Source organism: Phycicoccus ginsengisoli, from assembly GCF_054779295.1.
The window spans coordinates 166,462-191,236 of the sequence record NZ_BAAGYN010000004.1 but is presented as its reverse complement, the minus strand read 5'-3'; the positions used below and the strand labels follow the sequence as shown (position 1 = coordinate 191,236).

Here is a 24,775-nt window from a genome sequence, read left to right as displayed (position 1 = left end):
CGGGATGGGCGCCGACGAGCTCGACGCCGAACTCCTCGCGGACCCGCAGCAGGAGGTCCTGCGTCAGTGCATCATCACCGGCGGTGCGCCCTGGGCGTCGGCGTCGTCGAGCAGGTGCGACTCCTCGTGTTTGCGGGGCAGGAAGAGGGCGGCGACCAGGGAGAGGCTGACGAGGCAGGCGGCGACCCAGAAGGTGTGGGCGTAGGCGTCGGCGGTGAGGGTGGCGACCTCGTCGGCGAGTGCTTTCAGAGCGGTGGCGGGGTTGCCGCCGTGGTCGGTGAAGAACTGTCCGACCAGGGGCAGCTGCCTGGCGGCGGCTTGGGCGGCCTTGACGCCTTGGGTGGTGGCGACCTCGAGGTACTGCCCGCCCTGGGCGGCCAGGGGGCGGCTGTTGATCTGGTTGGTCAGGACGACGGAGAAGGTGGCGACGCCGACGGAGCTGGCGATCTGTTGGGTGATGTTGAGCAGGGTGGACCCGCGGGCGACGTCGTGGTGGGTGAGGGTCTTCAGTGCCGAGGTCATGATCGGCATCATCGTGGCGCCCATGCCCAGGCCCATGACGAACAGGACGGGGATGAGGAACCCCCAGTGGGAGGAGTCGGCCTGGATCTGGGTGAGGGTGAACATGCCGGCGATGATCAGGACCAGCCCGAACGGGACGATCCGGCCGACGGGGAACCGGTCGGCCAGCGCGCCCGCGATGGGCATGGTGAGCATGGCCCCGACGCCCTGGGGGGCGACCAGCCAGCCCGCGGTCAGGGGGGTCTCGTGCTGGACCTGTTGCAGGAACTGCGGGATCAGCAGCAGCCCGCCGAAGAACGAGGCGGCGAAGATGAACATGGTGATGATCGAGACCGTGAGGTTGCGGTTGGCGAACAGGCGCAGGTCCAGCAGCGGGTGCTTGGGTTTGAAGCTGTAGAGCACGAACGCGACCATCAGGGCGAGGCCGACCAGGCCGGGCAGCAGCACCTTGGTGTGGCCGATGCCGCCCTCGCCGGGGATCGAGGACACGCCGTACAGGAACAGGGCCAGGCCCGGGCTCATCATCAGCATGCCGACGAAGTCGAAGGACTCCGAGGGTTGGGGGTTGTCCTTGGGCAGGGCGAACCAGGCGTAGACCAGGGCGACCAGGCCGATCGGGGCGTTGATCAGGAAGATCCAGTGCCAGGTGAAGTGGTCGATCAGCCAGCCGCCCAGGATGGGGCCGAAGATCGGGCCCAGCAGCATCGGGATGCCCAGGATCGCCATGAGCCGGCCCATCCGGTTCGGGCCGGCGGCGCGGGTCATGATCGTCATGCCCAGCGGCATCAGCATGCCCCCGCCCAGGCCCTGCAGGACCCGGAAGCTGATCAGCATCCCGATCGACGTGGCGGTCGCGCACAGCACCGAGCCGAGGGTGAACAGCAGGATCGCCATCATGTACAGCCGCTTGGTGCCGAACCGGTCGGCGGCCCACCCCGACATCGGGATCACGGTGGCCAGGGCCAAGGTGTACCCGGTGACGGTCCACGCGACGGTGGAGTACGCCAGCGGTTCACCACCGAACGCGGTCTGGAACGTGCGCAGGGCGACATTGACGACGGTGATGTCCAGGATCGACATGATCGCCCCGAGGACGACCACACCGGCGACCTTCAGCACGGCCGCGTCGATCTTCTCGGGGTAGTTCACAGGAGTCGTGGCTGGTGCAGACACGGGTACCTCTTCGGACGGTGACAGGTTCGGACGGGTGCCCACGGCGAAGCCGCGAGGCGTTGGCTGAGCGGTGCGCGACCCTGCGACGCCCCCTCGACCGAGGCTAGTACCGGTCCCCGACAACGCGCGCCACCTTTTCTGCCGGGTTAGCGTCATCCCCATGGTCGACGTCATCCGCTCGTTCCCGGTCAGCAGCCCGCCCGCCGAGGTGGTCTCCTACCTCGCCGACTTCACCCACGCTGTGGCCTGGGACCCCGGGACCGTGCGCTGCGAACGCGTCGACGACGGACCGGTGCAGGTCGGCGCGCGGTGGCGCAACGTGACCAAGCTGCTGGGACGGGAGACCGAGATCGACTACGAGCTGGTGACCCTCGAGTCCGACCACGTCGTCCTGCGCGGCACCAACAAGACGGCCACCTCCACCGACGACATCCGGGTCGTGGCCACCAGGGCCGGCAGCACGGTGACCTACCACGCCCACATCGTCTTCAACGGCGTCGCCAAGCTGGCGGAGCCGTTGATGCAGCGGATCTTCGAGAAGCTGGGCGACGAGACGGTCGAGGGCATCCAGCGCGAGCTGGGCGCCCCGTAGCCACCGCCCCGGTGGCCGTGGGCCCACGCCCGCGGATGCCGTAGCGTTGCCACCGTGCGCCCGTCACCACCCGCCCCACGGCCGGACCCGGCGCCCGGAGGTGGGCCGCAGACGGACGCCGAGGTCCCGGCATACTGGCGCGGCCTCGGGCTCCCGGGCCTCGCGGACATCCACGTGCACTTCCTGCCCGAGCGGATGCTGGCCAGGGTGTGGGCCTACTTCGACGAGGCGGCCCAGCACTACGGGCAGCCGTGGCCGATCCACTACCGCGACGACGAGGCCACGCGGCTGGCCACCCTGCGCGCGATCGGGGTGCGGGCGATCCCGTCGCTGACCTACCCCCACAAGCCGGGGATGGTGGGTTGGCTCAACGAGTGGTGCGCCGAGTTCGCCGGCCGCGTGCCGGACGCCGTGCACAGCGCGACCCTCTACCCCGAGCCCGGCGTCGGCGACCTGGTCGAGCGGGCGCTGGCCGACGGGGCCCGGCTGTTCAAGATGCACGTCCAGGTGGGCCGGTACGCCCCGGACGACCCGCAGCTGGACCCCGCGTGGGCGGCCCTGGAGGCGGCGGGGGTCCCCGTCGTCCTGCACGCAGGCTCGGCGCCCAAGGACGGCGAGCACACCGGCCCCCGGCCGGTCGAGACGGTGCTCGAGCGGTTCCCGGGGCTGGTGCTCGTCGTCGCGCACCTCGGCATGGGCGAGTACGACGCGTTCGCGGACCTCGCCGAGCGGTACCCGGGCGTGCACCTCGACACGACCATGGCCGGCACCGACTTCGCGAACGCCTTCGCCCCGCTGCCACCGGCCTACGTCGAGCGGCTCGCCGGGCTCGCCGACCGGGTCGTCCTGGGGTCTGACTTCCCCAACATCCCCTACCCGTACGCGCATCAGCTCGAGGCCCTCCACCGGCTGGGCCTGGGCGACGAGTGGCTGCGGAAGGTGCTGTGGCACAACGGTGCCCGGTTGCTGGGGTTGGAGGTCGGCGGTGCCTGACCGGGTCGCGGAGGCGATGCAGGAGCTGTATGCCGTGGAGCCGGACACGTTCATGGCCACCCGGTCGCGGCTGGTCGCCGCTGCGAAGGCGGACTCGGACAAGGCAGCCGCCACGGAGATCGGGAAGCTGCGCAAGCCGAGCGTGGCCGCGTGGGCCGTCAACGCCACGGCCCGTGAGGAGGCCGGCGTCGTCGCGGACCTGGTCGAGCTGGGGGAGCGGATGCGCGAGGCCCAGTCACGTCTCGACGCCGCCGCGCTGACCGGGATGCGCAAGGAGCGCGATGCCGCCGTCGAGGCGTTCGTGACCGCGGCCGCGCGGGTGGCCGCGGCGGCGGCCCGGTCGCTCAGCCCGGCGGTCCTGCAGGAGGTGCGGGCCACGGCCATCGCGGCGCTGGCCGACGAGAGGGCGTCCGCCGCCGTGACGTCGGGGCAGCTGACCCGGTCGCTGTCGTACAGCGGCTTCGGCGAGGTCGACCTGGCCGAGGCGCTCGCCCGGACGGCCGGTGGCGCGATCCTCACGGTGGTCCCCGGAGGTGGCGGCGCGCGTCGAGGCGGCCCCGGCCTCGGCGACGGGGCTCGTCGTGGCACCGGGTCCGGCCGCGGCGCCAGCCGCGGTCGCGGCAGTACCGCCGGGCAGGGGGAGCCGGCCGACGCGACCGACGAGGACCTCGAGGAGGCTGCCGACGAGTCCGACCTGTCCGAGGAGTCCGGCGAGCCGGACGAGGCCGAGGTCCGGGCCGAGCGCGCGGCGCAGCTGGCCGAGGCCGAGGGCCGGCTCGACGTTGCCGAGCGCGCGGTGACGGCCGCCCGGGAGAAGGCCGAGGAGACCCGCGAGCGCCTCGCGGTCGTCGAGCGCCAGCTGGCCAAGGCCCGGGAGGCCGACGAGCGAGCGCTCGAGGCGGTCACCGACGCCGTCCGGGCGCGCAAGCAGGCGCAGGCGGTGCTGGTCGAGGCGCGGCAGGCGCTGGAGGACCGCGACTGACGCAGGTCGCGCGCGCTGCCGCCTCACCAGCCGTGCGTGCCGGGCCCTCCCTTGAACGGGCCGACGACCGCGTCGGTGACCCACCCGCCGTAGAAGCCGCCCTCCTGCGGGCGCACCGTCTCGCCGTCGACGACGCAGCGGTCCACCAGGCCGGGCATCACGGCATACGCCCCCCGCAGCTCCTCGAACCCGGCGCTCGGCTCGGGGTAGGTCCACACGGCTCGTGGCGCGAGGACCTCGCCCGCCACGAGGTCGAGGTAGGCCGCGCGGCCCTTCCACTCGCACCACGACGAGCCCTCGGCGGGGCGCAGCGCACCGGGCGCGAACGCGTCGCTGGGCAGGTAGTAGGTCGGGGGGTGGCTCGTCTCGAGCACCCGCCACGAGCGTGTCGTGTCGGCCACCCGCACCCCGCCGAGCCAGACCTCGACGTGCTGGTCGCTGCGCTCGACGCGGGGCGGGCGGGGGTAGTCCCAGACGGACTCCTGCCCGGGACCGGCCGGCAGGGGCGTGGGGCGTCTCATGCCGCCACGCTAGGTCGTCCCGGGCGATCGCGCCGGTTGCGTCCTACCGTGGGGTCCGGAGGTGGTCCGATGCAAGACCCGACGAGTGAGCAGCAGACCGACAGGGTCCGCGAGGGGATCTACCCGGACGTCCCGCCGAGCGGCACCGGGTGCGTCGAGTGCCTGGCGGCCGGCGGCTGGTGGGTGCACCTGCGCCGGTGCGCCCAGTGCGGGCACGTCGGCTGCTGCGACACCTCGCCGTCGCAGCACGCGACGGCGCACCACCGCGAGACCGGCCACCCGGTCATCGCCAGCTTCGAGCCCGGGGAGGACTGGTTCTGGGACTACCCGAGCGGTCAGGGGTTCCTGGGCCCGCGGCTCGCCGACCCGCAGAGCCACCCGGCCGACCAGCCCGTCCCCGGTCCGGCCGGGGCCGTCCCCGCCGACTGGCGCGAGCACCTGCACTGACCGCCCGCGGCGGACCGGAGCGGGCCACCGGTCCTCGGGGTCGACCCTGAGGGACTAGTCCGTCATGGGGGTCGAGATGGGTAGAAAGCCGGATGCGCCGGGCGCTGCGGACCGGGCACCGTGGGGGCATGGCCCTCCACACCGAGCCGACCCAGCCGACGGCGCCGACCGCACCACCGCGGTCCGCGACCGCGCCGGACCGGCTCGCCCGCCGTGCACCGGGGGGTCGCGGCGGGGGGAGGGCCGCCAAGCTGCTGCTGTCCGGCGGCCTCGCGGTCGGGATCCTCGCCCTGGCGCTGCCGAAGGTGGCCGGCGCCGAGTGGTCCCAGATCGCGGCGGCACTCGGCGGGCTGAGCCTGCTGCAGATCGGCGTCCTCACCGTCGTGTGGCTGGCCGGCCTGTGGGCCCAGACCCCCGCGCTCACCGCCGCGATGCCCGGGCTGTCGCACCGCCGGGCGCTGCTGCTCAACCTCACGGGGTCGTTCGTGTCCAACCTGCTGCCGCTCGGCGGCGCGGCCGGCACTGTCGCGAACTGGCGGATGGCCCGCTCGTGGGGCTTCACCACCGCCGCGTTCGGCCGCTGGGCCGTGATCACCAACCTCGTCGACACCCTGCTCAAGTTCGTCCTGCCGGGTCTCGCCCTGCTCTGGCTCGCCGTGGCCGGGGTGGAGGTGTCGAGCAGCGTCAGCGCCGCGGCCTACGTGGGGCTCGGGCTGCTCACCGGCAGCGTCCTGGTGGTCTGGCTGGTGGCGCGCGATGACCGGGCGGTCCGGTGCGTCGGCCGGTGGGCCGACCGCGTCGTCGCCCGGGTCCGTTTCCTGCCCCGGGCCGAGGAGGGGTACGCCGAGCGGGCCGCGTCGTTCCGCCGCGAGAGCGCCGGCCTCGTCGCCGCCGGGTGGGGCCGGATGGTCCTGGCCAAGCTCGCGTATGCCGGGCTGCAGGCGCTGCTTCTCTGGGCCGGCCTGCGGATGATCGGGGCCGACGTGCACCCGGCCGTCGTGGCCGCGGCGTTCGCGGTGGAGCGGATCCTGACCATGGCGGCGATCACGCCGGGGGCCTCGGGGATCGTCGAGCTGGGGATGGTCGGCGTGCTCGTCGCGTTCGGGGTCGAGCCGGCGCTGGCGGCGGCGGGGGTGCTGCTCTACCGGGGCTTCGTCTTCGGGGCGGAGATCCCGGTCGGGGGGCTGTCGATGCTGGCCTGGTCGCTGCGTCGCCGCCCCGTCGCGGCCTAGGGTCCACCCCGTCGAGCCCTCCGCGCAGCCGGCGGCCTCGCGTCGGGGCCCGTCCGGTGCCTACGCTCGACGGGTGTCGAACGATCCGTCCACCCGACCGGCAGCGCCGAGGTCCGGGGACGCGCGCGCCCGCCTCCTCGAGCGGGCCAGGGAGCTGCTCGGGCAGGAGCGGGAGCGGACGCTCGCCGCGCTGCGCGACCGCGAGGCCGACGTGGCCGCGATCGTCGCGGCGTCGGAGGGCTCGAACGCCGACGACGAGCACGACCCGGAGGGCGCGACGATCGCGTACGAGCGGGCGCAGGTCGATGCCCTGGCCCGGCTCGCCGTCGACCACCTCGACGCGGTGACGGCCGCGCTTCACCGCGTCGAGGACGGCAGCTACGGGGTGTGCACGGTGTGTGGGCTGCCCATCCCGGAGGAACGGCTGGAGGCGCGCCCGACCGCCACGACCCACGTCGCCTGCGCCGGCTGACCCACGACCCCTGGCCGGCAACGCCCCGCCCGCCCGGCCGGCCCGGCTGGCCCGGACCGGCCGGCCGGCTCCGGCTGACACTCGCTGCGGGCTCAGAGGTGGCGCAGGAGGGCGTCGGCCTCGGCGTGCAGGCGGTCGGCGGCATCCGCGCGGCCGGCCGAGGTGAGCTGGTCGGCCGCCTGGCGGCGCTCGGCCACCTCGGCCTCGACGAGCGCGCGGACCTCGCCGTCGACGAGCTCGCGCCGGGGAGCCTCCGCGGCGCCGACCCCGACGGCGCCGGCCACGGGGCCGTCGCCGAGGGACGCACTCGGCCGCTGCACCGGGACGGCCTCGGCGTTGGCGACGGCTGCGAGTGCCGAGCGGATCGCGCTCACCGCGGCGGCGTCGCGAGCCCGCATGGCCGGGAGCAGGGCCTGCTGCAGCCGGTTCCGGAGGTCCTGGTCGCTCATCCGACGATACTGCCAGCCCCGCCTGCTCCCCTTCACCCGGTTTTGGGGGCGCAGGGGTGACGGATACGCCACCTCTGCACCCCAACCCCGCCGGGAGCCCTCGTGGTCGACCTCTCTCGGTGAGCTCGTCCCGGGACCAGGGCCGTCAGCGGGCCGGCTGGAATCCCCGCAGCCGCAGGCTGTTGGTCACCACGAACACCGAGGACAGCGCCATCGCGCCACCGGCGATCATCGGGCTCAGCAGCCCCGTCGCGGCGAGCGGGATCGCTGCCACGTTGTAGGCGAACGCCCAGAACAGGTTGCCGCGGATCGTGCCGAGGGTCCGCCGGGCCAGCCGGATCGCGTCCGGCGCGGCCCGCAGGTCGCCCCGCACGAGCGTCAGGTCGCTCGCCTCGATCGCGACGTCGCTGCCGGTGCCCATCGCGAGCCCGAGGTCGGCCTGGGCCAGGGCGGCCGCGTCGTTGACACCGTCGCCGACCATCGCGACGACCCGGCCCTCGTCCTGGAGCCGGCGCACGACGTCGACCTTGTCCTGCGGCAGGACGTCGGCGATGACCTCGTCGATGCCCACCGCGCGGGCGACCTCGTGCGCCGCGGCCTCGTGGTCTCCGGTGAGCAGGACGGGGTGCAGCCCGAGGTCACGCAACCGCCGGACGGCCTCGGCCGAGGTGTCCTTGACGGTGTCGGCGACCGCGACGACGCCGCGGGCGGCCCCGTCCCAGGCGACGACGACGGCGGTGGCGCCACGCCCCCGTGCGGTGTCGAGCGCCGCGACCAGGTCCTCGGGCACGGTGACGGACCAGTCCTGCAGCAGCTGCGGGCGGCCGACCACGACGGCGTGGCCCTCGACGACGCCCTGCACCCCGAGCCCGGCCGTCGAGGCGAAGTCCTCGACCGCGGGCAGGGTGCCCGCCTCGGCCGCGCGGGTGGTGATGGCGTGGGCGACCGGGTGCTCGGACGCGCCCTCGACCGCGCCGGCCAGGCGCAGCACCTCGGCGGCGTCCTCGCCCTCGGCGGCCACGACGTCCTGGACCGTCATCCGGCCCGTGGTCACGGTGCCGGTCTTGTCGAGCACCACGGTGTCGACCCGACGCGTGGACTCGAGCACCTCGGGTCCACGGATGATGAGGCCGAGCTGGGCCCCACGGCCGGTCCCGACCATGAGGGCGGTCGGGGTGGCCAGGCCGAGGGCACAGGGGCAGGCGACGATGAGCACGGCGACCGCGGCGGTGAACGCTGCGGTCCAGCCGCCCCCCGCGCCGACCCAGAAGCCGAGCGTCGCGACGGCCAGGGCGATGACGACGGGCACGAACACCGCCGACACGCGGTCGGCCAGGCGCTGCACCTGGGCCTTGCCGTTCTGGGCGTCCTCGACGAGCCGGGCCATCTGCGCGAGCTGGGTGTCGGCACCGACCCGGGTGGCGCGGACGACCAGGCGGCCGCCGGCGTTCACGGTCGCGCCGATGACGGCGTCCCCGGGGCCGACCTCGACGGGCACGGACTCACCGGTCACCATCGAGGCGTCGACGGCGCTGGTGCCCTGCTCGACCTCGCCGTCGGTGGCGATCTTCTCGCCCGGGCGCACGACGAACCGCGTGCCCACCGTGAGCTCGGAGACCGGCACGCGTTCCTCGCGGGCCGAGTCGCCCTCGCCCCGCAGGACGCTGACCTCCTTGGCCCCCATCTCGAGCAGCGCCCTCAGGGCGGCGCCGGACGCGCGCTTGGCCCGCGCCTCGGCATACCGGCCCGCGAGGAGGAACGCGGTGACGCCCGCGGCGGCCTCGAGGTAGATGTTGCCTGCGCCGTCGGTGCGTTCGAGGGTGAACCGGAACGGGTGGGTCATGCCCGGCTCGCCGGCGGTGCCGAGGAACAGGGCGTAGAGCGACCAGCCGAGGGCGGCGAGCGTGCCGACCGAGACGAGCGTGTCCATCGTCGACTGGCCGTGCCGCAGGTTGGTCCAGGCGGCGCGGTGGAACTGCCAGCCGCCCCACACGACGACCGGCGCCGCGAGGACGAGCGAGGCCCACTGCCAGTAGCGGAACTGCCACGCGGGCACCATCGCGAGGACGATGACCGGGGCGGCGAGGGCCGCCGAGACGAGGAAGCGGTGGCGCAGGGTGCGCAGGGCCGTGTCGGCCTGCTCCTCGGGACCCGCCGTGCCGGTCGGCGCGGACTCCCGGGGCGCGGGGACCTCGGCGGTGTAGCCGGTCTGCTCGACGGTCTGCACGAGGTCGTCGGGCGTGAGGGTGTCGGGGAAGGTCACGCGCGCCTTCTCGGTCGCGTAGTTCACCGACGCCGTGACGCCCTCGAGCTTGTTGAGCTTCCTCTCGATCCGGGCGGCGCAGGACGCGCAGGTCATGCCGCCGATGACGAGCTCGACGTCGCGGGTGGCGGTGGCGGTGGCGGTGGCGGCGCCGGCGTCGGGGGTACCGCCGGTCGTTCCGGTGTCAGTGGCCATGGGGGGTGGCCTCCTTCCCGGCGACGACGGTGAACGCTGCGGTCCGCACGACGTCGCCGTGCTTGAAGTCGAGGTACAGCCGGTAGGTGCCGGCACTCGGTGCGGTGGTGTGGAAGACGATGCCGGGCCCGGGCTGCGTGCGTCCGTCGCCGGGCTCGCCGTCGGGGTGGACGTGGAGGTACGCCAGGTCACCCTGGCGCAGGGCCACGAGGTGCCCGTATGCCGCGAGGTACGGCTGCAGGTCGGTGACCGGCCGGCCGGCGCGGGACACCGAGAGGGTGAGGCGCGAGTCGCGGCCGGGCGTCAGGGTGCCGTCGAGCGTGACGGTGTACCCGTCGACGGCCGCGGTCCTGCTCGCGGCCGGGAGCTCCTGTGGGACAAAGGATCCCGGCACGAAGACGTCCGCGCCCAGCGTGGTTGGCGGGGCCTGGCCGGCCGGGTCGAAGTCGGCGAAGACGCGCCACGGCCCGGGCGTCAGGTCGAGCGCGCTCGACCAGGTGCCGTCGGCGGCCAGCGTCGGGTGGACGTGCTGGAAACCGGTCTGGTCGCGGCGCACCGCGATGAGGTGCAGGTCCTTGTCGTGCGCCCGGGTGTAGGTGGTGAGCGGCTCGGCCTGCGCGTCCAGGACGCGGAACGAGACGGGGACGCCGCGGCCCGCGGCGGTGGTCGGGTGGTCGAGCACGAGCCGGTAGCCGTTCTCGGCGACCTGGAGACCGCCGGGCACCTCGGCCGCGGCCGGTTCGGCCTCCATGCCGGCGTGACCGCCGTCGGAGTGACCGCCCGCGGCCTCCCCGGTCATCGCGTCGTCACCCGCGCCGTCGTGGCCGCCGGCGTCCGCGTGGGCGCCGGCCGGGGCCGAGGGCATCCGGGGATCGGTGAGGTGCCCGACGCCGAGGGCAGCGCCGAACGCGACCGCCAGGCCGGCGCCGAAGGCGCCGACCCGGGTCGCGGTTTTCACTGCGCGAGGCTGTAGTTGCCCGCTTCGTCGAGCGCGGCGTTCACCTCAGCCGGGGTGAGCTCACGGTCGGCCTCGACGGTGACGGCGGACGTGCCGCCGGCGACGAGGGAGACCTGGACGTCGGTGACGCCGTCGAGGGCGCTGAGCTCCTCGGTGACGGCGCTGGCGCAGTGGCCGCAGGTCATGCCGACGACGTCGAAGGTCTGGGTGCTCATGGGGTTCTCCTCGGGTGGTGGGGTGGGGTAGCCGGGCGAGGCTCGCCGGGCCGGTCGGACCAGGTGGTCAGGAGCGGACGAGCCGCGCGATGGCGTCGGAGGCCTCGCGGACCTTCTCCTGCGCCTCGGGGCCGCCCTTGCGCGCGGCGTCGACGACGCAGTGCTCGAGGTGCTCCTCGAGCAGCTCGAGCGAGAACGACTGCAGCGCCTTCGTGGCCGCGGAGACCTGGGTGAGGATGTCGATGCAGTACTTGTCCTCCTCGACCATCCGCTGCAGGCCCCGCACCTGTCCCTCGATGCGACGCAGTCGCTTGAGGTGGCTGTCCTTCATCGGGGTGTACCCGTGCACGGGGTGCTGTGTCTCACTCATGCTCATGGCAACACGATACCCCCCTATGGTATTTCGTCAAGCCGGGGGAACCGCTCACCTCGGCGTCCGACCCCCGGACCCCGACACGGCAAAACGGCAGTTGCGTGCGTGAAACGGGACTGCGCAAGTGCCGTTTCATGCTCGCAACTGCCGTTGTGCGGAACAGCCGGTGCGCCGGTGCGCCGGTGTGCCGCCGGGTGGGCCGGTATGCCGGGTGCGCCGGTATGCCGGGTGGGCCGGCTGTGCCGGCTGTGCCGGCCGACGGGGTCAGCGCAACGGGCTGAAGGGCCTCAGCTGCTCGACCTGCTTGCCGGTGACCATGGTCTGCGCGAGCAGCCGGCCGGTGACCGGGCCGAGGGTGATGCCCCACATGCCGTGGCCGCCCGCGGCATACACGCGCGGGGACTTCGTCGCCCCGATGAGGGGCAGGCCGTCGGCGGTGCACGGGCGGGAGCCGACCCACTCGTCCTGGCGGGCGTCGAGGTCGGCGCCGCGCAGCAGCGGGCGGGCGGCCTCGGCGATGGCCGAGATGCGGCGCTGGTCGAGGGCGGCCTCGGGCTTGCGGAACTCCATCATCCCCGCGACGCGCAGCCGGTCGCCGATCGGCGTGCAGGCGACGCGCTGGGCGGGGAAGTAGACGGGGCCGTTCGGGACGTGGTCGATCGCGACGGAGAAGGAGTAGCCGCGGCCGGCCTGGACGACCTTCTTCACGCCGAACTGCCGGGCCAGCTTCCCGAGCCAGGCGCCGGTCGCGAGGACGGCGGCGTCGAACTCCTCGACCGCGCCCTCGGCGGTGGTGACCGCCACGCCCCGGCCCGTGTCGCGGATGTCGGACACGGTGGCGCCGTCGACGATCTTGCCGCCGCGGGCCCGCACCGAGTCGGCGAGGGCGTGGACGTAGGCGCCCGGGTTGATGAACCGCTGGCCCTTGAGCAGGATCGCCGCGCCGATCTCGTCGGAGAGGCTCGGCTCGATGGCGCGGGCCTGGTCGCCGGTGAGCGCCTCGAACTCGATCGCCTGGCCGGCGGCGTGGATGTGCTCGATCTCCTCGAACAGCGTCCGGCGCTCTTCCTCGGTGCGGTACGACGCGAGGAACGACTTCGCCTCGATCGTGTCGGCCTGCACCCCGCCCGCCTTGAGCAGGTCGAAGCTCTCCAGCGACAGGTCGTTCACCGGCACGAGCGAGCCCATGGCCTTCTTCCAGGCCTTCATGGTCGAGTGACGGGTGAAGCCGGTGACGAACTTGAGGAAGTCCGGGTTCGCGCTCGGCGGCACGTAGACGGGGGACGACGGCGACAGCACCGCGCGCAGGCCGTACTTGAGGACCGCGGGCTCGGGCAGCGGGGTCGCGATGCCCGGGGTCAGCCAGCCGGCGTTGCCCCACGACGAGCCGGCGGCGACGCCCTCGCGGTCGAGGACGACGACCTCGACCCCGTGCTCCTGGAGGAACCAGGCGGTGGACAGGCCCACCATCCCGGCGCCGACGACGGCGACACGACGGGGAGTGGGCAGACCGGCAGCGGTGACGGCGGGGGAGGAAGTCATGGTTCGAGCGTGACAGGCAGCGGCTGCGGTCGCCTTGGCGCCGGAGCATGAACCAGACGCACCAGGTTGTGCGCTGAGCACCACCCGATCCAGACTGGGACCGTGCTCGCCGTCACCGACCTCGTGGGGACGCTCTCCGGCCTGCTGTCGCTCGCCGTCCCCCGCCCGGGGGCCGAGGTGGACGACCTCACCATCGCCGAACCCGCGCAGGACATCGTCGGCCAGCCGGGCGACCTGGTCCTCGGCGTCGGGGTCGACGGGCCGGACGCGGCCGGGGACCTCCTGGCCCGGGCCGCCGCCGCAGGGGCGGGTGGCGTCGTCCTGCGCCGCTCCCTCGGTCGCCGGCGGGAGGTCCGCGCCCGCGCCAGGCGTGAGGGCATCGCCCTGGTCGAGCTCGCCGACCAGGCCTCCTGGGCGCACCTGGTGTGGCTGCTGCGCGGCGTCCTCGACCGCGCGGCGGTCGGACCCGGGCGCCGGGAGGACGCCCCCGTCCAGGACGACCTGTTCGCCCTGGCGGACGCGGCGGCCGCCCTCGTCGAGGCACCGGTGACGATCGAGGACGCGCAGTCGCGGGTGCTCGCGTACTCCTCCCGGCAGGACCTCGCCGACCCTGCCCGCGTGTCGACGATCGTCGGCCGCCGGGTCCCCGACGAGGTGCTGGCGACCCTGCGTGCGCAGGGCGTCTTCCGCCGGCTCGCTCGGTCATCCGAGCCGGTCTACGTCCCGGCCTCGGGTGTCACCAAACCCCGGCTCGTGGTGCCGGTCCGCGCGGGTGGGGAGTGGCTCGGCTCGATCTGGGCCGTGGTGGAGCAGCGGCCACCCGCCACCCTCGTCGCCGAGCTCGTGCAGACCTCTGCCGTCGTCGCGCTGCACCTGTTGCGCCTGCGCGCGCAGAGCGACCTGTCGCGCCGGGTCGCCGCAGACCGGCTCCGCGCGGCGCTGTCGGGCAACGCCAGCGGGGCCGAGGACTGGCTCCCGCGCGGGCCGTGGCGGGTCGTGGCGCTCGGGGCGGCCGGCGACCCCTCGCGCACGCTCGACGTGTGGGAGTCGGTGCTGCGGCGGCACGCGTGGAACCAGCCGCTCATCGCCGACCTCGACGGCAGGGCGTATGCCGTGGTGCGCGAGGGCGAGGACGCCGCGCCGGGGTCGTGGCCCTGGCTCTGCGAGGTCGTCAAGCGGACCCGGGGCGAGGGCCTCCGGCTCACGGCACGGGCCGGCCGCCCGGCCTCCCACCCCACCGGGCTGGAGCGGTCACGCGCCGAGGCCCAGGAGGCCGACCGCGTCGCGGCGGGCACCGAGATGGTGCGCCGGCACGAGGACCTGTGGGCCGAGGTGACCGTCGCCCGCGCAGCCGCCGCGCTGCCCGACGAGGCCCTCGGGCCGCTGCGGCTGCTCCAGGAGCACGACGCCGTGCACGCGACCGACCACCTGCGCACCCTCGCCGCGTGGCTGGACCACCCGGGCGCCCCGAGTGCGGCTGCCCGGGCGATCCACGTGCACCCCAACACGATGCGCTACCGGATGACGCGCCTCGCCGACCTGGCCGGGCTGGACCTCGACGACCCCACGGTCCGGCTGGCGGTCCGGCTCCAGCTGGCCGCCCTCGAGGGGCCCCCGTCGGCATAGCGGCTCACGCCTCGTCACGGGCTGAACCGGGACCGGCGACCCGCTCGGGTCAGCCGGCCGTCTCAGTCCACCCAGTGGTTGTCGTGGTACCGCATGAACTCGTCGCGCTCGGCGTCGGTCATGGTCTCGCCGGCGCCCAGCCGCGCCAGCCCCTCGAAGTAGGCCTCGCGCGGCGCGCCCGGCGCGAAGTGCAGCAGCATCGCGGCCGGCCCCGACTCGTTGCGGAACCCGTGCAGCCCACCGGCGGGCACGTGCACGAAGTCACCGGCGTGCATCGCGTTCCACGCGGCCCCGTCGAAGATCGTGACCTCCCCCTCGAGGACGTAGAACGACTCGGTGATGGTCCGGTGGAAGTGCGCGCCGGGACCGCTGGGGGGACCGGCGAACTCCCACCGGTAGAGCCCGTAGGTGCCGCCGCTGCCCTCTCCCGTCGTGAGGTAGTGCACGCGGTTCCCGTTGGGGTACACCAGGTCCGGCTCGCCGCCGGCCAGCCTCGCCCGGGCGCTCACCTCGCCCGTCTCGCCGTCGTAGATCGGTGGTGGGTAGCTCATGGCGCCATCGTGCCCGCCAACGCCCTGCGGATCACGCCCTCGGCCCGGTGAACCTTCACCAGCAGGGCGAATGTTGGGCCAACATTCGCTGGGACGGTGAATCTTCACCAGCAGGGCGAATGTTGGGCCAAGATTGCGGGGGGTCAGCGGGCGTGGACGGTGGCGAGCAGGGCGGCGTACCTGCCCAGGACCTCGTCCGCGGCCCCATCACCGGCCCCACCTCCGTCCGGCTCGAGGTTCTGCTCCAGCCGGACCTCCCACTGCGGTGGCTGCTCGGCGCCCGAGAGCACCCAGGCCGCCTGCCGTGCGGCGCCCAGCCCCACGTACTCGCCCGGCTCCGGGACGCCCACCGGCACCCCGAACAGCGACCGGGCCACCTCGCGGACGGCGCGCGAGGCCGACGCACCACCGATGAGCAGCACGCGCTCGACCGGCGTTCCCAGCGAGCGCAGCGCCTCGACGCCGGCGACCAGGTTGGCCAGCATTCCCTCGACGGCGGCGCGGGCGAGGTTCTCCGGCGTCGCGTTGGTGCGGGTCAGGCCGCCCAGGGTGCCGGTCGCGTGCGGCAGGTTCGGGGTGCGCTCGCCGTCGAGGTACGGCAGCAGGCTGAGGCCACCGGCGCCGGGGTCGGCCGCGAGGGCGAGCCGGTCGAGGCCGGCGAGGTCGGTCCCCACGAGCTGGGCCGCCGCCGTCAGCACCCGGGCGGCGTTGAGCGTGCACATCAGCGGCAGGAAGCCGCCGCTCGCGCTCGCGAACCCCGCCACGTCGCCGCTCGGGTCCCGGACCTGCCGTGCGTTGTCCGCGAAGACCGCACCACTGGTGCCCAGCGACACGACCACGTCGCCACGCCGCAGCCCCAGGCCGAGGGCGGCCCCGGCGTTGTCGCCGGTGCCCGGCCCGACGACCATGCCCGACTCCGTGCGCCCTGCCTCCTGTGCCGGGCCCAGCACCCTCGGCGTCCCGAACTCGCGGCCGAGCGCGAGCCGCTGGAGGTCGGGCAGGTAGGTGTCGTCGACCGCCGAGAAGTACCCGGTGCCGGACGCGTCCCCACGGTCCGTCACGTGCTCACGGAAACCGTTGCCCTGCTTGAGGATCTGCGACGTCAGCCAGTCGTGCGGCAGGACCACGCGCGCCAGCCGCTCGGCGTGCTCCGGCTCGTGCTCGGCCAGCCAGCGCACCTTGGTCACGGTGAAGCTGGGCACGGGCACCAGCGCCGTCCGGTCGACCCACTCGGCCGCCCCGCCGAGCTCCTCGATGAGGTCGCGGGACGCCTGGGCCGAGCTGGTGTCGTTCCACAGCATCGCCTCGCGGATCACCTCGTCGCCCTCGTCGAGCGCCACGAGGCCGTGCTGCTGGCCACCGACCGCGACGGCCGAGACGCCGTCGAGCAGGCCGCCCGCGGTCGCCGCGAGGTACGCCTCCCACCACCGGTCGGGGTGCACCTGGGTGCCGTCGGGGTGCGGTGCGCGACCGGTCCGCACCACCCGCCCGGTGTCGGCCTCGCAGACGACGACCTTGCACGACTGGGTCGAGGAGTCGACGCCCGCGACGAGGGTGGGCGCGGACGAGTCGGCAGCGGAGCTCATTCAGTCCTCCATCACGATGCAGACCTTGCCGGCGTGGCCGGCGTCGGCGACCTCGTATGCCGTGGCCGCCTCGGCGAGCGGGTAGCGGTGGGTCACGACGGCCTCCGGGTGCAGGCCGGTGCGGACCAGTAGGTGCAGCAGCTCGTCCATGTGCTGCAGCGAGGTGACCCAGGAGCCGTGCAGGGTGACCTGCTTGTGGATCAGCAGGTCCGAGACGGCGAAGTCGACCCGCCCGCCCTCCCCGACGAAGACGCACCGCCCCCAGCGTCGGGTGTTGCGCAGCGCGGCCTCCCGGGCCGGCGCGGCGCCCGAGCAGTCGATCGCCACCTCGCACCCCTCGCCGGCGGTGGCTGCAGCAACCGCCTCGTCGACCTCGTCGGCGGTGACGGCCACGTCGACCAGCCCGAGCTCCGCCGCCAGCGCGACGCGCTCGGGGGAGGTGTCCGTGCCCACGACCGTCGTGGCACCGAGCGCCCGGCCCAGCATCGCCGCGGCCAGCCCGACCGGCCCCAAACCGGTGACGAGCAGCCGGTCGCGACCGGAGGCCCGCGCCCGGAGCAGCCCCTCGTACGCCGTCCCGAAGCCGCACGACACGAGCGCGCCGTCGACGAAGGTCAACGGCGCGGGCAGCCGCAGGCACGACGCCTCCTCCGCGAGGAGGTAGTCCGCGTGCCCGCCGTCACGCTGCCACCCGTGGGCCGCGCGGAACGGCGAGAGGCACCCCACGGCATACCCGCGGCGGCACTCGTCGCACATCCCACACCCGGCGATGTGGTAGACGACGACCCGGTCGCCGACGGCGAGGCTGCGCCCTCCCGGCCCGACCTCCACGACCTCGCCGCACGGCTCGTGGCCGGCGACGACCCCCTGGTACGCCTCGGCGCCGTGACCGAGGTGCTCGCGGTAGATCGCGCGGATGTCGCTGCCGCAGATCGAGGACGCGCGCATCCGCAGCAGCACCTGGCCGTGTCCCGGAGCGGGGACGTCGACCTCGACGTGCTCCACCGTGCTGTCGCCCGGCAGCCGCACGCCCTGCATCGTCCGCGGGAGGGTCGCCGGCACGCTCACTCCTGCGGCTCGATGACCGACTTCACCGCGCCGGGGGTGTCGCGGGCGGCGGTGAGCGCGGCGGCCGTGTCGGCCAGCGGGAAACGCCCCGTGACCAGCCGCTCGAGGTCGACCTGACCGGAGGCGACGAGGGCGATCGCGGTGGGCCACGTCCCGGCGTACCGGAACGTCCCGGTCACGACGAGCTCGCGCTCCTGGACGACCGACAGCGGTAGGGGCAGCTCGTCGCCGCCCATGCCGACGAGGACGGCCCGTCCTGCCGGCGCGAGCGCGCGGATGCCGTCGACGGTGGCCCCGGGGTGGCCCGAGCACTCGAGCAGCACCTCGGGCGCCGCCCGCCCGGCGTACGCGTCGGCGAGCGACTGCTCGCCCGAGGTCACGGTGCCTGTGGCGCCGAGCTCGCGGGCGACCGCGAGCCGGTCGGGGTTGACGTCGGCGACCACCACCTCGCTGGCCCCGGCCGCGCGGGCGACCTGCACGCACACGAGCCCGATCGGGCCGGCGCCGGTGACGAGCACGCGGGAGCCCGGGCCGACGGCGCCCTTGCGGCACGCCCACACCCCCACGGACAGCGGCTCGCACAGGGCGGCTTCGAGGTCGCTGACGGAGTCGGGCACCGGGTGGGCGAACGCGTGGTGGATCGCGACGAGTTCGGCCAGCGAGCCGTCGACCGGCGGCGTCGCGTGGAAGACCATGTCGGGGCACAGGTTGTAGCGCCCGGCGAGGCACTGCTCGCACGACCGGCACGGCACGCCGGGCTCGACCGACACCCGCTGCCCGACGCGCGCTGGGTCGACGCCCGACCCGACCGCCTCGACGACCCCGGCGGCCTCGTGGCCGAGCACGAGCGGTGACTCGACGACGAACCGCCCGATCCGTCCGTGGTCGAAGTAGTGCGTGTCGGAGCCGCACACCCCCACGGCCCGGACGCGCACCAGCACCTCGTCGGGGGCGGGCACGGGGTCGGGCCGCTCGTGGAGCTCGACGACGCCGGGCGAGGTCAGGACTGCGACGCGCATGCGGTCAGTCTGCCCCGCTGCCGGGAACGTCGGCCGCCCGGTCCGAGGCGTCCCACGCCTCGAGCGTCGCCCGGGCGCCGACGTCGTGGAGCCGCGCCAGCGCCGAGGTGTAGGCCGCGGCGAACCGCTCGTCGTCGGCGAGGTCGCCGAAGAGGTCGCGGTCGCGGACGAACGCCAGCGGGTCCTCCCCCTGCCGCGCGGCCGCGGACATGACGCGGTCCCTGAGCCGGTCGACCACCTCGATCGGCTCGCCCCGCTCGTCGCGCCCCTCGGCATACCGGGCCCACGAGGCGACGACGAGGGCGGAGAGCTCGATCTCGCCATCGCTGCGCAGGTTCTCGCGGATGACCGGCACCAGCCACTTCGGGATGCGGTCGGAGGACTCGGCGCAGAGCCGGGCCAGGGTGTCGCGCACCTCGGGGTTGGCGAACCGCTCGACCAGCTCGTGCCGGTACGCGTCGAGGTCGACGCCCGGCACCTCGGGCAGGGTCGGGCTGCCCTCGCGCTCCATGTAGGCCAGCAGGAACCGGCGGAACAGCGGGTCCTGGCAGACCTCGTGCGCGTACCGGTACCCGGAGAGGAACCCCAGGTAGCACAGCGCCTGGTGGCTGGCGTTGAGCAGCCGCAGCTTCATCAGCTCGTACGGCACGACGTCGTCGACGACCTGGACTCCCGCGTCCTGGAACGGCGGGCGCCCCTGGCTGCCGAACGAGTCCTCGAGCACCCACTGGGTGAACGGCTCGCAGACGACGGGCCAGCCGTCTCGCACGCCGAACTCCTCGGCCAGCCGGTCGATGTCCTCCTGCGCGGTGACCGGGGTGATCCGGTCGACCATGCAGTTGGGGAACGACACCTCGCGCTCCATCCAGTCGGCGAGCTCGGGGTCCTTGAGCCGGGCGAAGGCGGTCATCATCCGCCGGGCGACGTCGCCGTTGTCGGGCAGGTTGTCGCAGCTCATCACCGTGAACGGCGCCCGCCCCTCGCGGCGGCGCCGGTCCAGCCCGGCCGTGATGAAGCCGAAGACCGTCGTGGGCGCGTCGCCCCCGGCGAAGTCGGCCGCGAGGTCGCCCTGGATCGAGGGGTCCTGCGCGTCGAACTCGCCCGTCACCTGGTTGACGAGGTAGCCGCCCTCGGTGATCGTCGTCGACACGATCCGCGTCCCCTCGTCGGCCAGCCGGTCCACCACGGCAGCCGGGTCGTCGGGGGCGAAGAGCAGGTCGACGATGCTGCCGATGACGCGGGGCTCGCGGTGCCCGTCCGGGTGCTTGACCACGAGCGTGTAGAGGCCGTCCTGGGCTCGCAGGGTGTCGATGATCCGCCGGTCGTGCGGCAGCGCCCCGACCCCGCACAGCCCCCACTCGAGGGCCTCGCCGTCGTTCATGAGCGCGTCGAGGTACATCGCCTGGTGCGCGCGGTGGAACCCGCCGACGCCGAAGTGGACGATGCTCGCGGTCACCTTCGACCGGTCGTATGCCGGGACGGCCACGCGCGGGTCGAGGTCACCGAGCGTGCTGCCGGACAACGGGACCGGCGCGGTGCTGGCGGCCGCCGGCGGCTGGTCGGGTGCTGCCCCCGTCACTTGACGGCTCCCATCGACAGGCCCTGCACGAGCTTGTCCTGGGCGGCGAACCCGGCCGCCAGCACGGGCAGCGACACGACGAAGGAGGCTGCGCACACCTTGGCGAGGAAGAGGCCCTGGCTCGTCACGAAGCCGGTGAGGAACACCGGCGCCGTCCCTGCCACCGTGCCGGTCAGCACCCGCGCCAGCAGCAGCTCGTTCCAGCTGAAGATGAAGCAGATCAGCGCAGCCGAGGCGATGCCGGGCATGACGACAGGGGCGACGATGTCCCTGAGGGTCCGGGTGAGGCTGGCACCGTCGACCGAGGCGGCCTCGAGCATCTCCACCGGCACCTCGGCGAGGAACGAGCGCAGCATCCACACCGCGATCGGCAGGTTCATCGAGGTGTAGAGCAGGATGAGCCACCAGATGTTGTCGAGCAGGCCGACCTTCTGCGCGAAGAGGTACAGCGGGAGGATGCCCGCCACGATCGGCAGCATCTTGGTCGAGAGGAAGAAGAACAGGACGTCGGTCCACTTCTTCACGGGCTTGATCGACAGGGCGTACGCCGCGGGGAACGCCAGCAGGAGCACGAGCACCGTCGACAGCACGCTGGCCGTGAGGGAGTTGAGCAGCGGCGGCCACGGTCCCGCGGCGAAGAAGGTGCGGTAGCCGTCGAGCGACAGCGGCGCGAAGACGTCGGGCGGGTTCTTGGCCGCGTCGGTCTCCTTGTGGAACGACGTGAGGATCATCCACAGGACCGGCAGGGCGAAGAGGATGCCCACGAGCCACGCCACGGCGGTGAGGAGCAGCCCGCTGCGGGGGGCGCGGGCATACCGGACCTCCTGGCGCGGTCCCGACCCCGGGACGGTGCCGGAGCGGCGTGCCTGCCCCGTGGGGGTGTCCGTGGTCTCCGGCTCGGCAGCGGTGCTCATCGGGTCTCCTCCTTGAACAGGCTGAAGGCAGTGCGCAGTGCGGCGGTCGCGATGAGGATGGTGCCGATCACGACGACCACGCCGGCGGCGGACGCCCGGCCGTAGTCCTGTGCGGTGTAGAACGTCTGGTAGATGAAGTACGGCAGGTTCGCGGTGCCGAGGCCGCCGGACGTGATCGTGAAGACGTGGTCGAAGTTCTGCACCACGTAGATCGCCCCGAGCAGGGCGGAGAGCTCGATGTACTGCCGCAGGTGCGGGAGCGTCATGCTCCGGAAGATCTGCCACGAGCCGGCCCCGTCGATGCGCGCTGCCTCCACGACGTCGAGCGGCCGGCTCTGCAGTCCCGCCAGGAGGATCAGCATCATGAACGGCGTCCACTGCCACACGAGGGCGGCGATGATCGCGATGAGCGGGTTGTTCGTGATCCAGTCGGGCTGCGGCGCGTTGGCGCCGAAGACAGCCTTGAGCAGGCCGTTGAACAGGCCGTACTCGGGGTTGTAGAGGGCGTGCTTCCACAGCAGCGCCGCGGCCACCGGCACCACGAGGAACGGGGTGATCATGAGCGTGCGCACCGCACCGCGACCCACGAACTTCCGGTCGAGGAGCAGGGCGATGGCCAGCCCCAGGACGAGGCTCACGACGACCACGCTGACGGTGAGCAAGATGGTCACCAGGACGGCGGAGCGGGTGTTGGTGTCGGTGAAGACGCGGGCGAAGTTGTCGAAGCCCGCGAACCCGCGCTCGTCCGGGTAGTACGCGTTCCAGTTCATGAACGAGATGACCAGCGTCGCCAGGAACGGGACCTGCGTCATCACGATGATGAAGACGAGTGCGGGCAGCAGGGGCGCCCGTCGCGCCCAGGCACCCGTCTTCTGCAGCGTCCGGCTCGGTGCCGCCACCTCGCCGTGCCCCGTCCGGGCCGTCGCCGTGGTCGCCATCACTGCCCCCTCGCCTGGTAGCGCTCGGCGACGTCGTCGGCGAGCTGTTGTCCCTTGTCGAGCGCGTCCTTGACGGACGTCTTGCCTGCGATGGCCGAGCTCACGTCCTGGCTGACCTGCGTGCCGAGGTCCGGGAACTCGGGGATGTCGACGAACTGGATGCCGATGGCGGGCCTGGGCTGGACACCGGGGTTCTCCGGGTCGGCCGCCTGGATGGCGTCCCGGGTGGGGCCGGCGAAGGCCGAGGCGACCTTGAGGTAGTCGGGGTTCTCGTAGGTCGAGGCCCGCTTGCCGGCCGGCACCTTGGCCCAGCCGAGCTGGGTGCCGACGAGCTTCTCGTAGTCCTTGCCGCTGGCCCAGGAGATGAACTTCCAGGCGTTGTCCTTCTTGGTGCTGGCCTGCTGGATCGACCACGACCACGCGTAGAGCCAGCCCGAGGAGTCGGTCTTCACCACGGGTGCGGGGGCGTAGCCGAACTTGCCCTTGGTGGGGGAGTCGTCGGCCTCGAGCGAGCCGGCCGCCGACGTGGCGTCGTACCACATGGCGACGTTGCCCTGGACGAGGTTGTTGAGGCACTCGGTGAAGCCGGCCTGCGGTGCGCCCTTCTCGCCGTGGGCCCGGACCAGGCCGACGTAGAACTGCACGGCCTGGGTGAACTCCGGCGCGTTGACCCTGGGCGTCCAGTCCTTGTCGAACCACGTGCCGCCGAAGGTGTTGACGACGGTCGTGAGCGGCGCGAACAGCTGCCCCCAGCCGGGCTGGCCGCGCAGGCAGATGCCCTTCATGCCGGGCTGGGCACCGTCGACCTTGGCCGCGATGTCGGCCACCTGCTGCCAGGTCGGCTTCTGCGGCATCGTGATGCCCTTGGCGGCCAGGACGTCCTTGCGGTACATGAGGAACGAGGACTCGCCGTAGAACGGCTCGCCGTAGACCTTGCCGTTGCTCGACAGCGAGGTCTGCATCGGCTTGAGGATGTCCTGCTGGTCGAACCCCGGGTCCTTGGCGATGTAGCTGTCGAGCGGCGCGATCCACTTGGCCTTGGCGTAGATCGGGATCTCGAAGTTCGACAGCGAGGCGACGTCGTACTGCCCCGCCTGGCTGGAGAACTCCTGGCTGATCTTGTCGCGGACGTCGTTCTCGGGCAGCACGGTGAAGTTGACCCGGATGCCGGTCTGCTTGGTGAAGTTCGCGGCCGTCAGCCGCTGCAGGTCGACCATCTGCGGGTTGTTGACCATGAGGACGTTGATGCTGTCCGTGCCACCGCCGCCGACGCCTCCTCCCCATCCTGCGCAGGCCGACAGGCCGAGCGTCGTCGCCGTGGCGGCTGCCACCACCGCGCCTCGTGCAATCCGGTTCCGCACGCGTCCTCCTCCGTCGCCGTTGACGGCTCCCTGGTCTGAGGTCCTGCCCTGGGTCGTGCTCCTGCCCCGGCGAGCTGCGCTCGGGCCGGGTGGTGTGTCGACATCCGCTCATCTGAGCGAGATCATGCGCAAACGAGTAATGCCGAGTAAAACCGTGCCGGGGGACGCTGTCAACGGGGAGGATGGAGCCGTGACCGACGAAGGACCCGCAGAGCTCGTGCTGCTCGCGGCGGTGGCCCGGCGGCACTACCTGCAGAACCAGTCCAAGGTGGAGATCGCCGAGGAGCTGGGGATCAGCCGCTTCAAGGTGGCCCGGCTGCTCGAGTCCGCGCGGGAGCGTGGGCTCGTGCGGATCGAGATCGTCCGGCAGGGGGCGCTCGACGTGGACGCCTCCGCGCGGTTGCAGGAGCGGTACGGCCTGCGCCACGCCGTCGTCGTCGAACCCGCCGACCAGGACCCGGGCTCGGTCCGCCACCAGCTGGGACGCGCAGCGGCCGACCTGGTCGCCGAGGTGCTCGAACCCGGCGACGTCCTGGGCCTGCCCTGGTCGCGGATGGTGCACGCGATGGTGGGCGCGCTCACCTCGCTGCCGCACGTCGACGTCGTGCAGCTCACCGGCGCGATCGCCCTGCCCGACTTCGACAGCAGTGCCGTCGACATCGTCAGGCGGGCGGCCCGGCTGTCCGGCGGGACCGCCCGCGTCTTCTACGCACCCTTCGTCCTGGACACCAAGGCCAGTGCTGACGCGTTGCGCCGCCAGCCCGCCGTCGCCGAGGGCCTGCAGGCCGCCCGCCGGGTCACCACGGCTGTCGTCGGGATCGGGCGGTGGGCGGCGAGCGAGTCCACGATCCACGACCTGCTCGGCGCGGCCGAGCGCGCGGACCTGGCGCGCGCCGGGGTCGTCGGCGAGCTCGCCGGCGTCTTCTTCGACGCGAAGGGCAAACCGTTGCGCCCCAGGGTCGCTGCGCGCCTGGTGACGATCGACGCCGACGTGCTCACCGGCATACCCGAGGTCATCGCCCTCGCCTCCGGCCCGGCGAAGGCGCCGGCCGTGCGCGCCGCGCTGGAGGGCGGTCTCGTCCAGGGCCTCGTCGTCGACACGAGCCTCGCCGAGGCCCTCCTCGCCGGCTGACCACCCCTGGGCACAGACCTCGTGACGGCCTGCGGGAAACAACGGTTGCTCGACAACCCGCGGGACGACAGC

The 24,775-nt window shown here is 73.5% G+C and carries 24 protein-coding genes; 8 read left to right on the top strand and 16 right to left on the bottom strand.

The features are described 5' to 3' along the window. Positions 1–63 precede the first annotated feature (63 nt). The gene (locus ACYVDO_RS08265; protein WP_460934641.1) at positions 64–1,695 is read right to left on the bottom strand and encodes a DHA2 family efflux MFS transporter permease subunit; all 1,632 of its coding nucleotides are present in this window, start codon (positions 1,693–1,695) and stop codon (positions 64–66) included. A gap of 160 nt (positions 1,696–1,855) precedes the next feature. On the opposite strand from ACYVDO_RS08265, the gene ACYVDO_RS08260 reads away from it, so the two are divergent. The 3 genes from ACYVDO_RS08260 to ACYVDO_RS08250 are packed head-to-tail and all read left to right on the top strand — an operon-like array spanning position 1,856 to position 4,262. Next, a complete protein-coding gene (locus ACYVDO_RS08260; protein WP_460934639.1) occupies positions 1,856–2,287 on the top strand; it encodes an SRPBCC family protein in 432 nt (143 codons plus the stop codon). Between the two features lie 54 nt (positions 2,288–2,341). Then, complete coding sequence (locus tag ACYVDO_RS08255) at positions 2,342–3,280, top strand: amidohydrolase family protein (RefSeq protein ID WP_460934637.1); 939 nt, start codon at positions 2,342–2,344, stop codon at positions 3,278–3,280. Next, entirely contained in the window at positions 3,273–4,262 is a 990-nt protein-coding gene (locus ACYVDO_RS08250; protein WP_460934635.1) for a hypothetical protein, read from the top strand. Before ACYVDO_RS08255 ends, ACYVDO_RS08250 begins: the two co-directional genes overlap by 8 nt. 23 nt (positions 4,263–4,285) lie before the next feature. Here the strand turns inward: ACYVDO_RS08250 and ACYVDO_RS08245 are convergent, their stop codons facing one another. After that, complete coding sequence (locus tag ACYVDO_RS08245) at positions 4,286–4,783, bottom strand: DUF427 domain-containing protein (RefSeq protein ID WP_460934633.1); 498 nt, start codon at positions 4,781–4,783, stop codon at positions 4,286–4,288. Positions 4,784–4,852: 69 nt separating this feature from the next. On the opposite strand from ACYVDO_RS08245, the gene ACYVDO_RS08240 reads away from it, so the two are divergent. From ACYVDO_RS08240 to ACYVDO_RS08230, 3 genes are all read left to right on the top strand, one after another. Beyond that, positions 4,853–5,230, top strand: a complete 378-nt coding sequence (locus ACYVDO_RS08240) for a UBP-type zinc finger domain-containing protein (RefSeq protein WP_460934631.1) — start codon at positions 4,853–4,855, stop codon at positions 5,228–5,230. 128 nt (positions 5,231–5,358) lie between these two features. Continuing rightward, complete coding sequence (locus ACYVDO_RS08235) at positions 5,359–6,462, top strand: lysylphosphatidylglycerol synthase transmembrane domain-containing protein (RefSeq protein WP_460934629.1); 1,104 nt, start codon at positions 5,359–5,361, stop codon at positions 6,460–6,462. Positions 6,463–6,535: 73 nt separating this feature from the next. Beyond that, on the top strand, positions 6,536–6,934 hold the full coding sequence (locus ACYVDO_RS08230) for a TraR/DksA family transcriptional regulator (RefSeq protein WP_460934627.1): 399 nt from the start codon (positions 6,536–6,538) through the stop codon (positions 6,932–6,934). Between the two features lie 92 nt (positions 6,935–7,026). Here ACYVDO_RS08230 and ACYVDO_RS08225 read toward each other — a convergent pair whose 3' ends face one another. From ACYVDO_RS08225 to ACYVDO_RS08200, 6 genes are all read right to left on the bottom strand, one after another. Next, entirely contained in the window at positions 7,027–7,383 is a 357-nt protein-coding gene (locus tag ACYVDO_RS08225; protein WP_460934625.1) for a GatB/YqeY domain-containing protein, read from the bottom strand. Positions 7,384–7,528: 145 nt separating this feature from the next. Next, positions 7,529–9,841, bottom strand: coding sequence for a heavy metal translocating P-type ATPase (locus ACYVDO_RS08220; RefSeq protein WP_460934623.1), 2,313 nt, complete (start codon positions 9,839–9,841; stop codon positions 7,529–7,531). After that, positions 9,831–10,799, bottom strand: coding sequence for a hypothetical protein (locus ACYVDO_RS08215; protein WP_460934621.1), 969 nt, complete (start codon positions 10,797–10,799; stop codon positions 9,831–9,833). Before ACYVDO_RS08215 ends, ACYVDO_RS08220 begins: the two co-directional genes overlap by 11 nt. Continuing rightward, complete coding sequence (locus tag ACYVDO_RS08210) at positions 10,796–11,014, bottom strand: heavy-metal-associated domain-containing protein (protein ID WP_460934619.1); 219 nt, start codon at positions 11,012–11,014, stop codon at positions 10,796–10,798. Before ACYVDO_RS08210 ends, ACYVDO_RS08215 begins: the two co-directional genes overlap by 4 nt. A gap of 67 nt (positions 11,015–11,081) precedes the next feature. Next, on the bottom strand, positions 11,082–11,384 hold the full coding sequence (locus tag ACYVDO_RS08205; protein WP_460934617.1) for a metal-sensitive transcriptional regulator: 303 nt from the start codon (positions 11,382–11,384) through the stop codon (positions 11,082–11,084). A gap of 267 nt (positions 11,385–11,651) precedes the next feature. Then, positions 11,652–13,010 (bottom strand): NAD(P)/FAD-dependent oxidoreductase, encoded by a 1,359-nt coding sequence (locus tag ACYVDO_RS08200; protein ID WP_460935049.1) that lies wholly within the window; start codon positions 13,008–13,010, stop codon positions 11,652–11,654. Positions 13,011–13,031: 21 nt separating this feature from the next. Between ACYVDO_RS08200 and ACYVDO_RS08195 the strand changes: the two genes are divergently transcribed. After that, positions 13,032–14,555: a PucR family transcriptional regulator gene (locus ACYVDO_RS08195; RefSeq protein ID WP_460934615.1), complete on the top strand. Its 1,524-nt coding sequence runs from the start codon at positions 13,032–13,034 to the stop codon at positions 14,553–14,555. A gap of 62 nt (positions 14,556–14,617) precedes the next feature. On the opposite strand, the gene ACYVDO_RS08190 is transcribed toward ACYVDO_RS08195, so the two are convergent. From ACYVDO_RS08190 to ACYVDO_RS08155, 8 genes are all read right to left on the bottom strand, one after another. Then, positions 14,618–15,106: a cupin domain-containing protein gene (locus ACYVDO_RS08190; protein WP_460934613.1), complete on the bottom strand. Its 489-nt coding sequence runs from the start codon at positions 15,104–15,106 to the stop codon at positions 14,618–14,620. Between the two features lie 143 nt (positions 15,107–15,249). After that, complete coding sequence (locus tag ACYVDO_RS08185) at positions 15,250–16,692, bottom strand: xylulokinase (RefSeq protein ID WP_460934611.1); 1,443 nt, start codon at positions 16,690–16,692, stop codon at positions 15,250–15,252. Further along, a complete protein-coding gene (locus ACYVDO_RS08180; protein WP_460934609.1) occupies positions 16,693–17,754 on the bottom strand; it encodes a zinc-dependent alcohol dehydrogenase family protein in 1,062 nt (353 codons plus the stop codon). Positions 17,755–17,756: 2 nt separating this feature from the next. Then, positions 17,757–18,779, bottom strand: coding sequence for an NAD(P)-dependent alcohol dehydrogenase (locus ACYVDO_RS08175; protein ID WP_460934607.1), 1,023 nt, complete (start codon positions 18,777–18,779; stop codon positions 17,757–17,759). A gap of 4 nt (positions 18,780–18,783) precedes the next feature. After that, complete coding sequence (locus ACYVDO_RS08170) at positions 18,784–20,358, bottom strand: mannitol dehydrogenase family protein (protein ID WP_460934605.1); 1,575 nt, start codon at positions 20,356–20,358, stop codon at positions 18,784–18,786. Beyond that, positions 20,355–21,272 carry a carbohydrate ABC transporter permease gene (locus tag ACYVDO_RS08165; RefSeq protein WP_460934603.1) on the bottom strand — a complete coding sequence of 306 codons (918 nt, stop codon included), beginning with the start codon at positions 21,270–21,272 and terminating at the stop codon, positions 20,355–20,357. Before ACYVDO_RS08165 ends, ACYVDO_RS08170 begins: the two co-directional genes overlap by 4 nt. Next, entirely contained in the window at positions 21,269–22,210 is a 942-nt protein-coding gene (locus ACYVDO_RS08160) for a carbohydrate ABC transporter permease (RefSeq protein WP_460934601.1), read from the bottom strand. The genes ACYVDO_RS08165 and ACYVDO_RS08160 overlap by 4 nt, the downstream gene beginning before the upstream one ends. Beyond that, the gene (locus ACYVDO_RS08155; RefSeq protein WP_460934599.1) at positions 22,210–23,571 is read right to left on the bottom strand and encodes an ABC transporter substrate-binding protein; all 1,362 of its coding nucleotides are present in this window, start codon (positions 23,569–23,571) and stop codon (positions 22,210–22,212) included. Before ACYVDO_RS08155 ends, ACYVDO_RS08160 begins: the two co-directional genes overlap by 1 nt. A gap of 190 nt (positions 23,572–23,761) precedes the next feature. Between ACYVDO_RS08155 and ACYVDO_RS08150 the strand changes: the two genes are divergently transcribed. Further along, the gene (locus ACYVDO_RS08150; RefSeq protein ID WP_460934597.1) at positions 23,762–24,703 is read left to right on the top strand and encodes a sugar-binding transcriptional regulator; all 942 of its coding nucleotides are present in this window, start codon (positions 23,762–23,764) and stop codon (positions 24,701–24,703) included. The last annotated feature ends 72 nt before the right edge of the window (positions 24,704–24,775 follow it).

Coding starts and splice junctions, on each gene's coding strand:
- ACYVDO_RS08260 (WP_460934639.1), top strand. CDS start 1,856: ATGGTCGACGTCATCCGCTCGTTCCCGGTCAGCAGCCCGCCCGCCGAG.
- ACYVDO_RS08245 (WP_460934633.1), bottom strand. CDS start 4,783: ATGAGACGCCCCACGCCCCTGCCGGCCGGTCCCGGGCAGGAGTCCGTC.
- ACYVDO_RS08240 (WP_460934631.1), top strand. CDS start 4,853: ATGCAAGACCCGACGAGTGAGCAGCAGACCGACAGGGTCCGCGAGGGG.
- ACYVDO_RS08235 (WP_460934629.1), top strand. CDS start 5,359: ATGGCCCTCCACACCGAGCCGACCCAGCCGACGGCGCCGACCGCACCA.
- ACYVDO_RS08225 (WP_460934625.1), bottom strand. CDS start 7,383: ATGAGCGACCAGGACCTCCGGAACCGGCTGCAGCAGGCCCTGCTCCCG.
- ACYVDO_RS08220 (WP_460934623.1), bottom strand. CDS start 9,841: ATGGCCACTGACACCGGAACGACCGGCGGTACCCCCGACGCCGGCGCC.
- ACYVDO_RS08210 (WP_460934619.1), bottom strand. CDS start 11,014: ATGAGCACCCAGACCTTCGACGTCGTCGGCATGACCTGCGGCCACTGC.
- ACYVDO_RS08205 (WP_460934617.1), bottom strand. CDS start 11,384: ATGAGTGAGACACAGCACCCCGTGCACGGGTACACCCCGATGAAGGAC.
- ACYVDO_RS08190 (WP_460934613.1), bottom strand. CDS start 15,106: ATGAGCTACCCACCACCGATCTACGACGGCGAGACGGGCGAGGTGAGC.
- ACYVDO_RS08185 (WP_460934611.1), bottom strand. CDS start 16,692: ATGAGCTCCGCTGCCGACTCGTCCGCGCCCACCCTCGTCGCGGGCGTC.
- ACYVDO_RS08175 (WP_460934607.1), bottom strand. CDS start 18,779: ATGCGCGTCGCAGTCCTGACCTCGCCCGGCGTCGTCGAGCTCCACGAG.
- ACYVDO_RS08165 (WP_460934603.1), bottom strand. CDS start 21,272: ATGAGCACCGCTGCCGAGCCGGAGACCACGGACACCCCCACGGGGCAG.
- ACYVDO_RS08160 (WP_460934601.1), bottom strand. CDS start 22,210: ATGGCGACCACGGCGACGGCCCGGACGGGGCACGGCGAGGTGGCGGCA.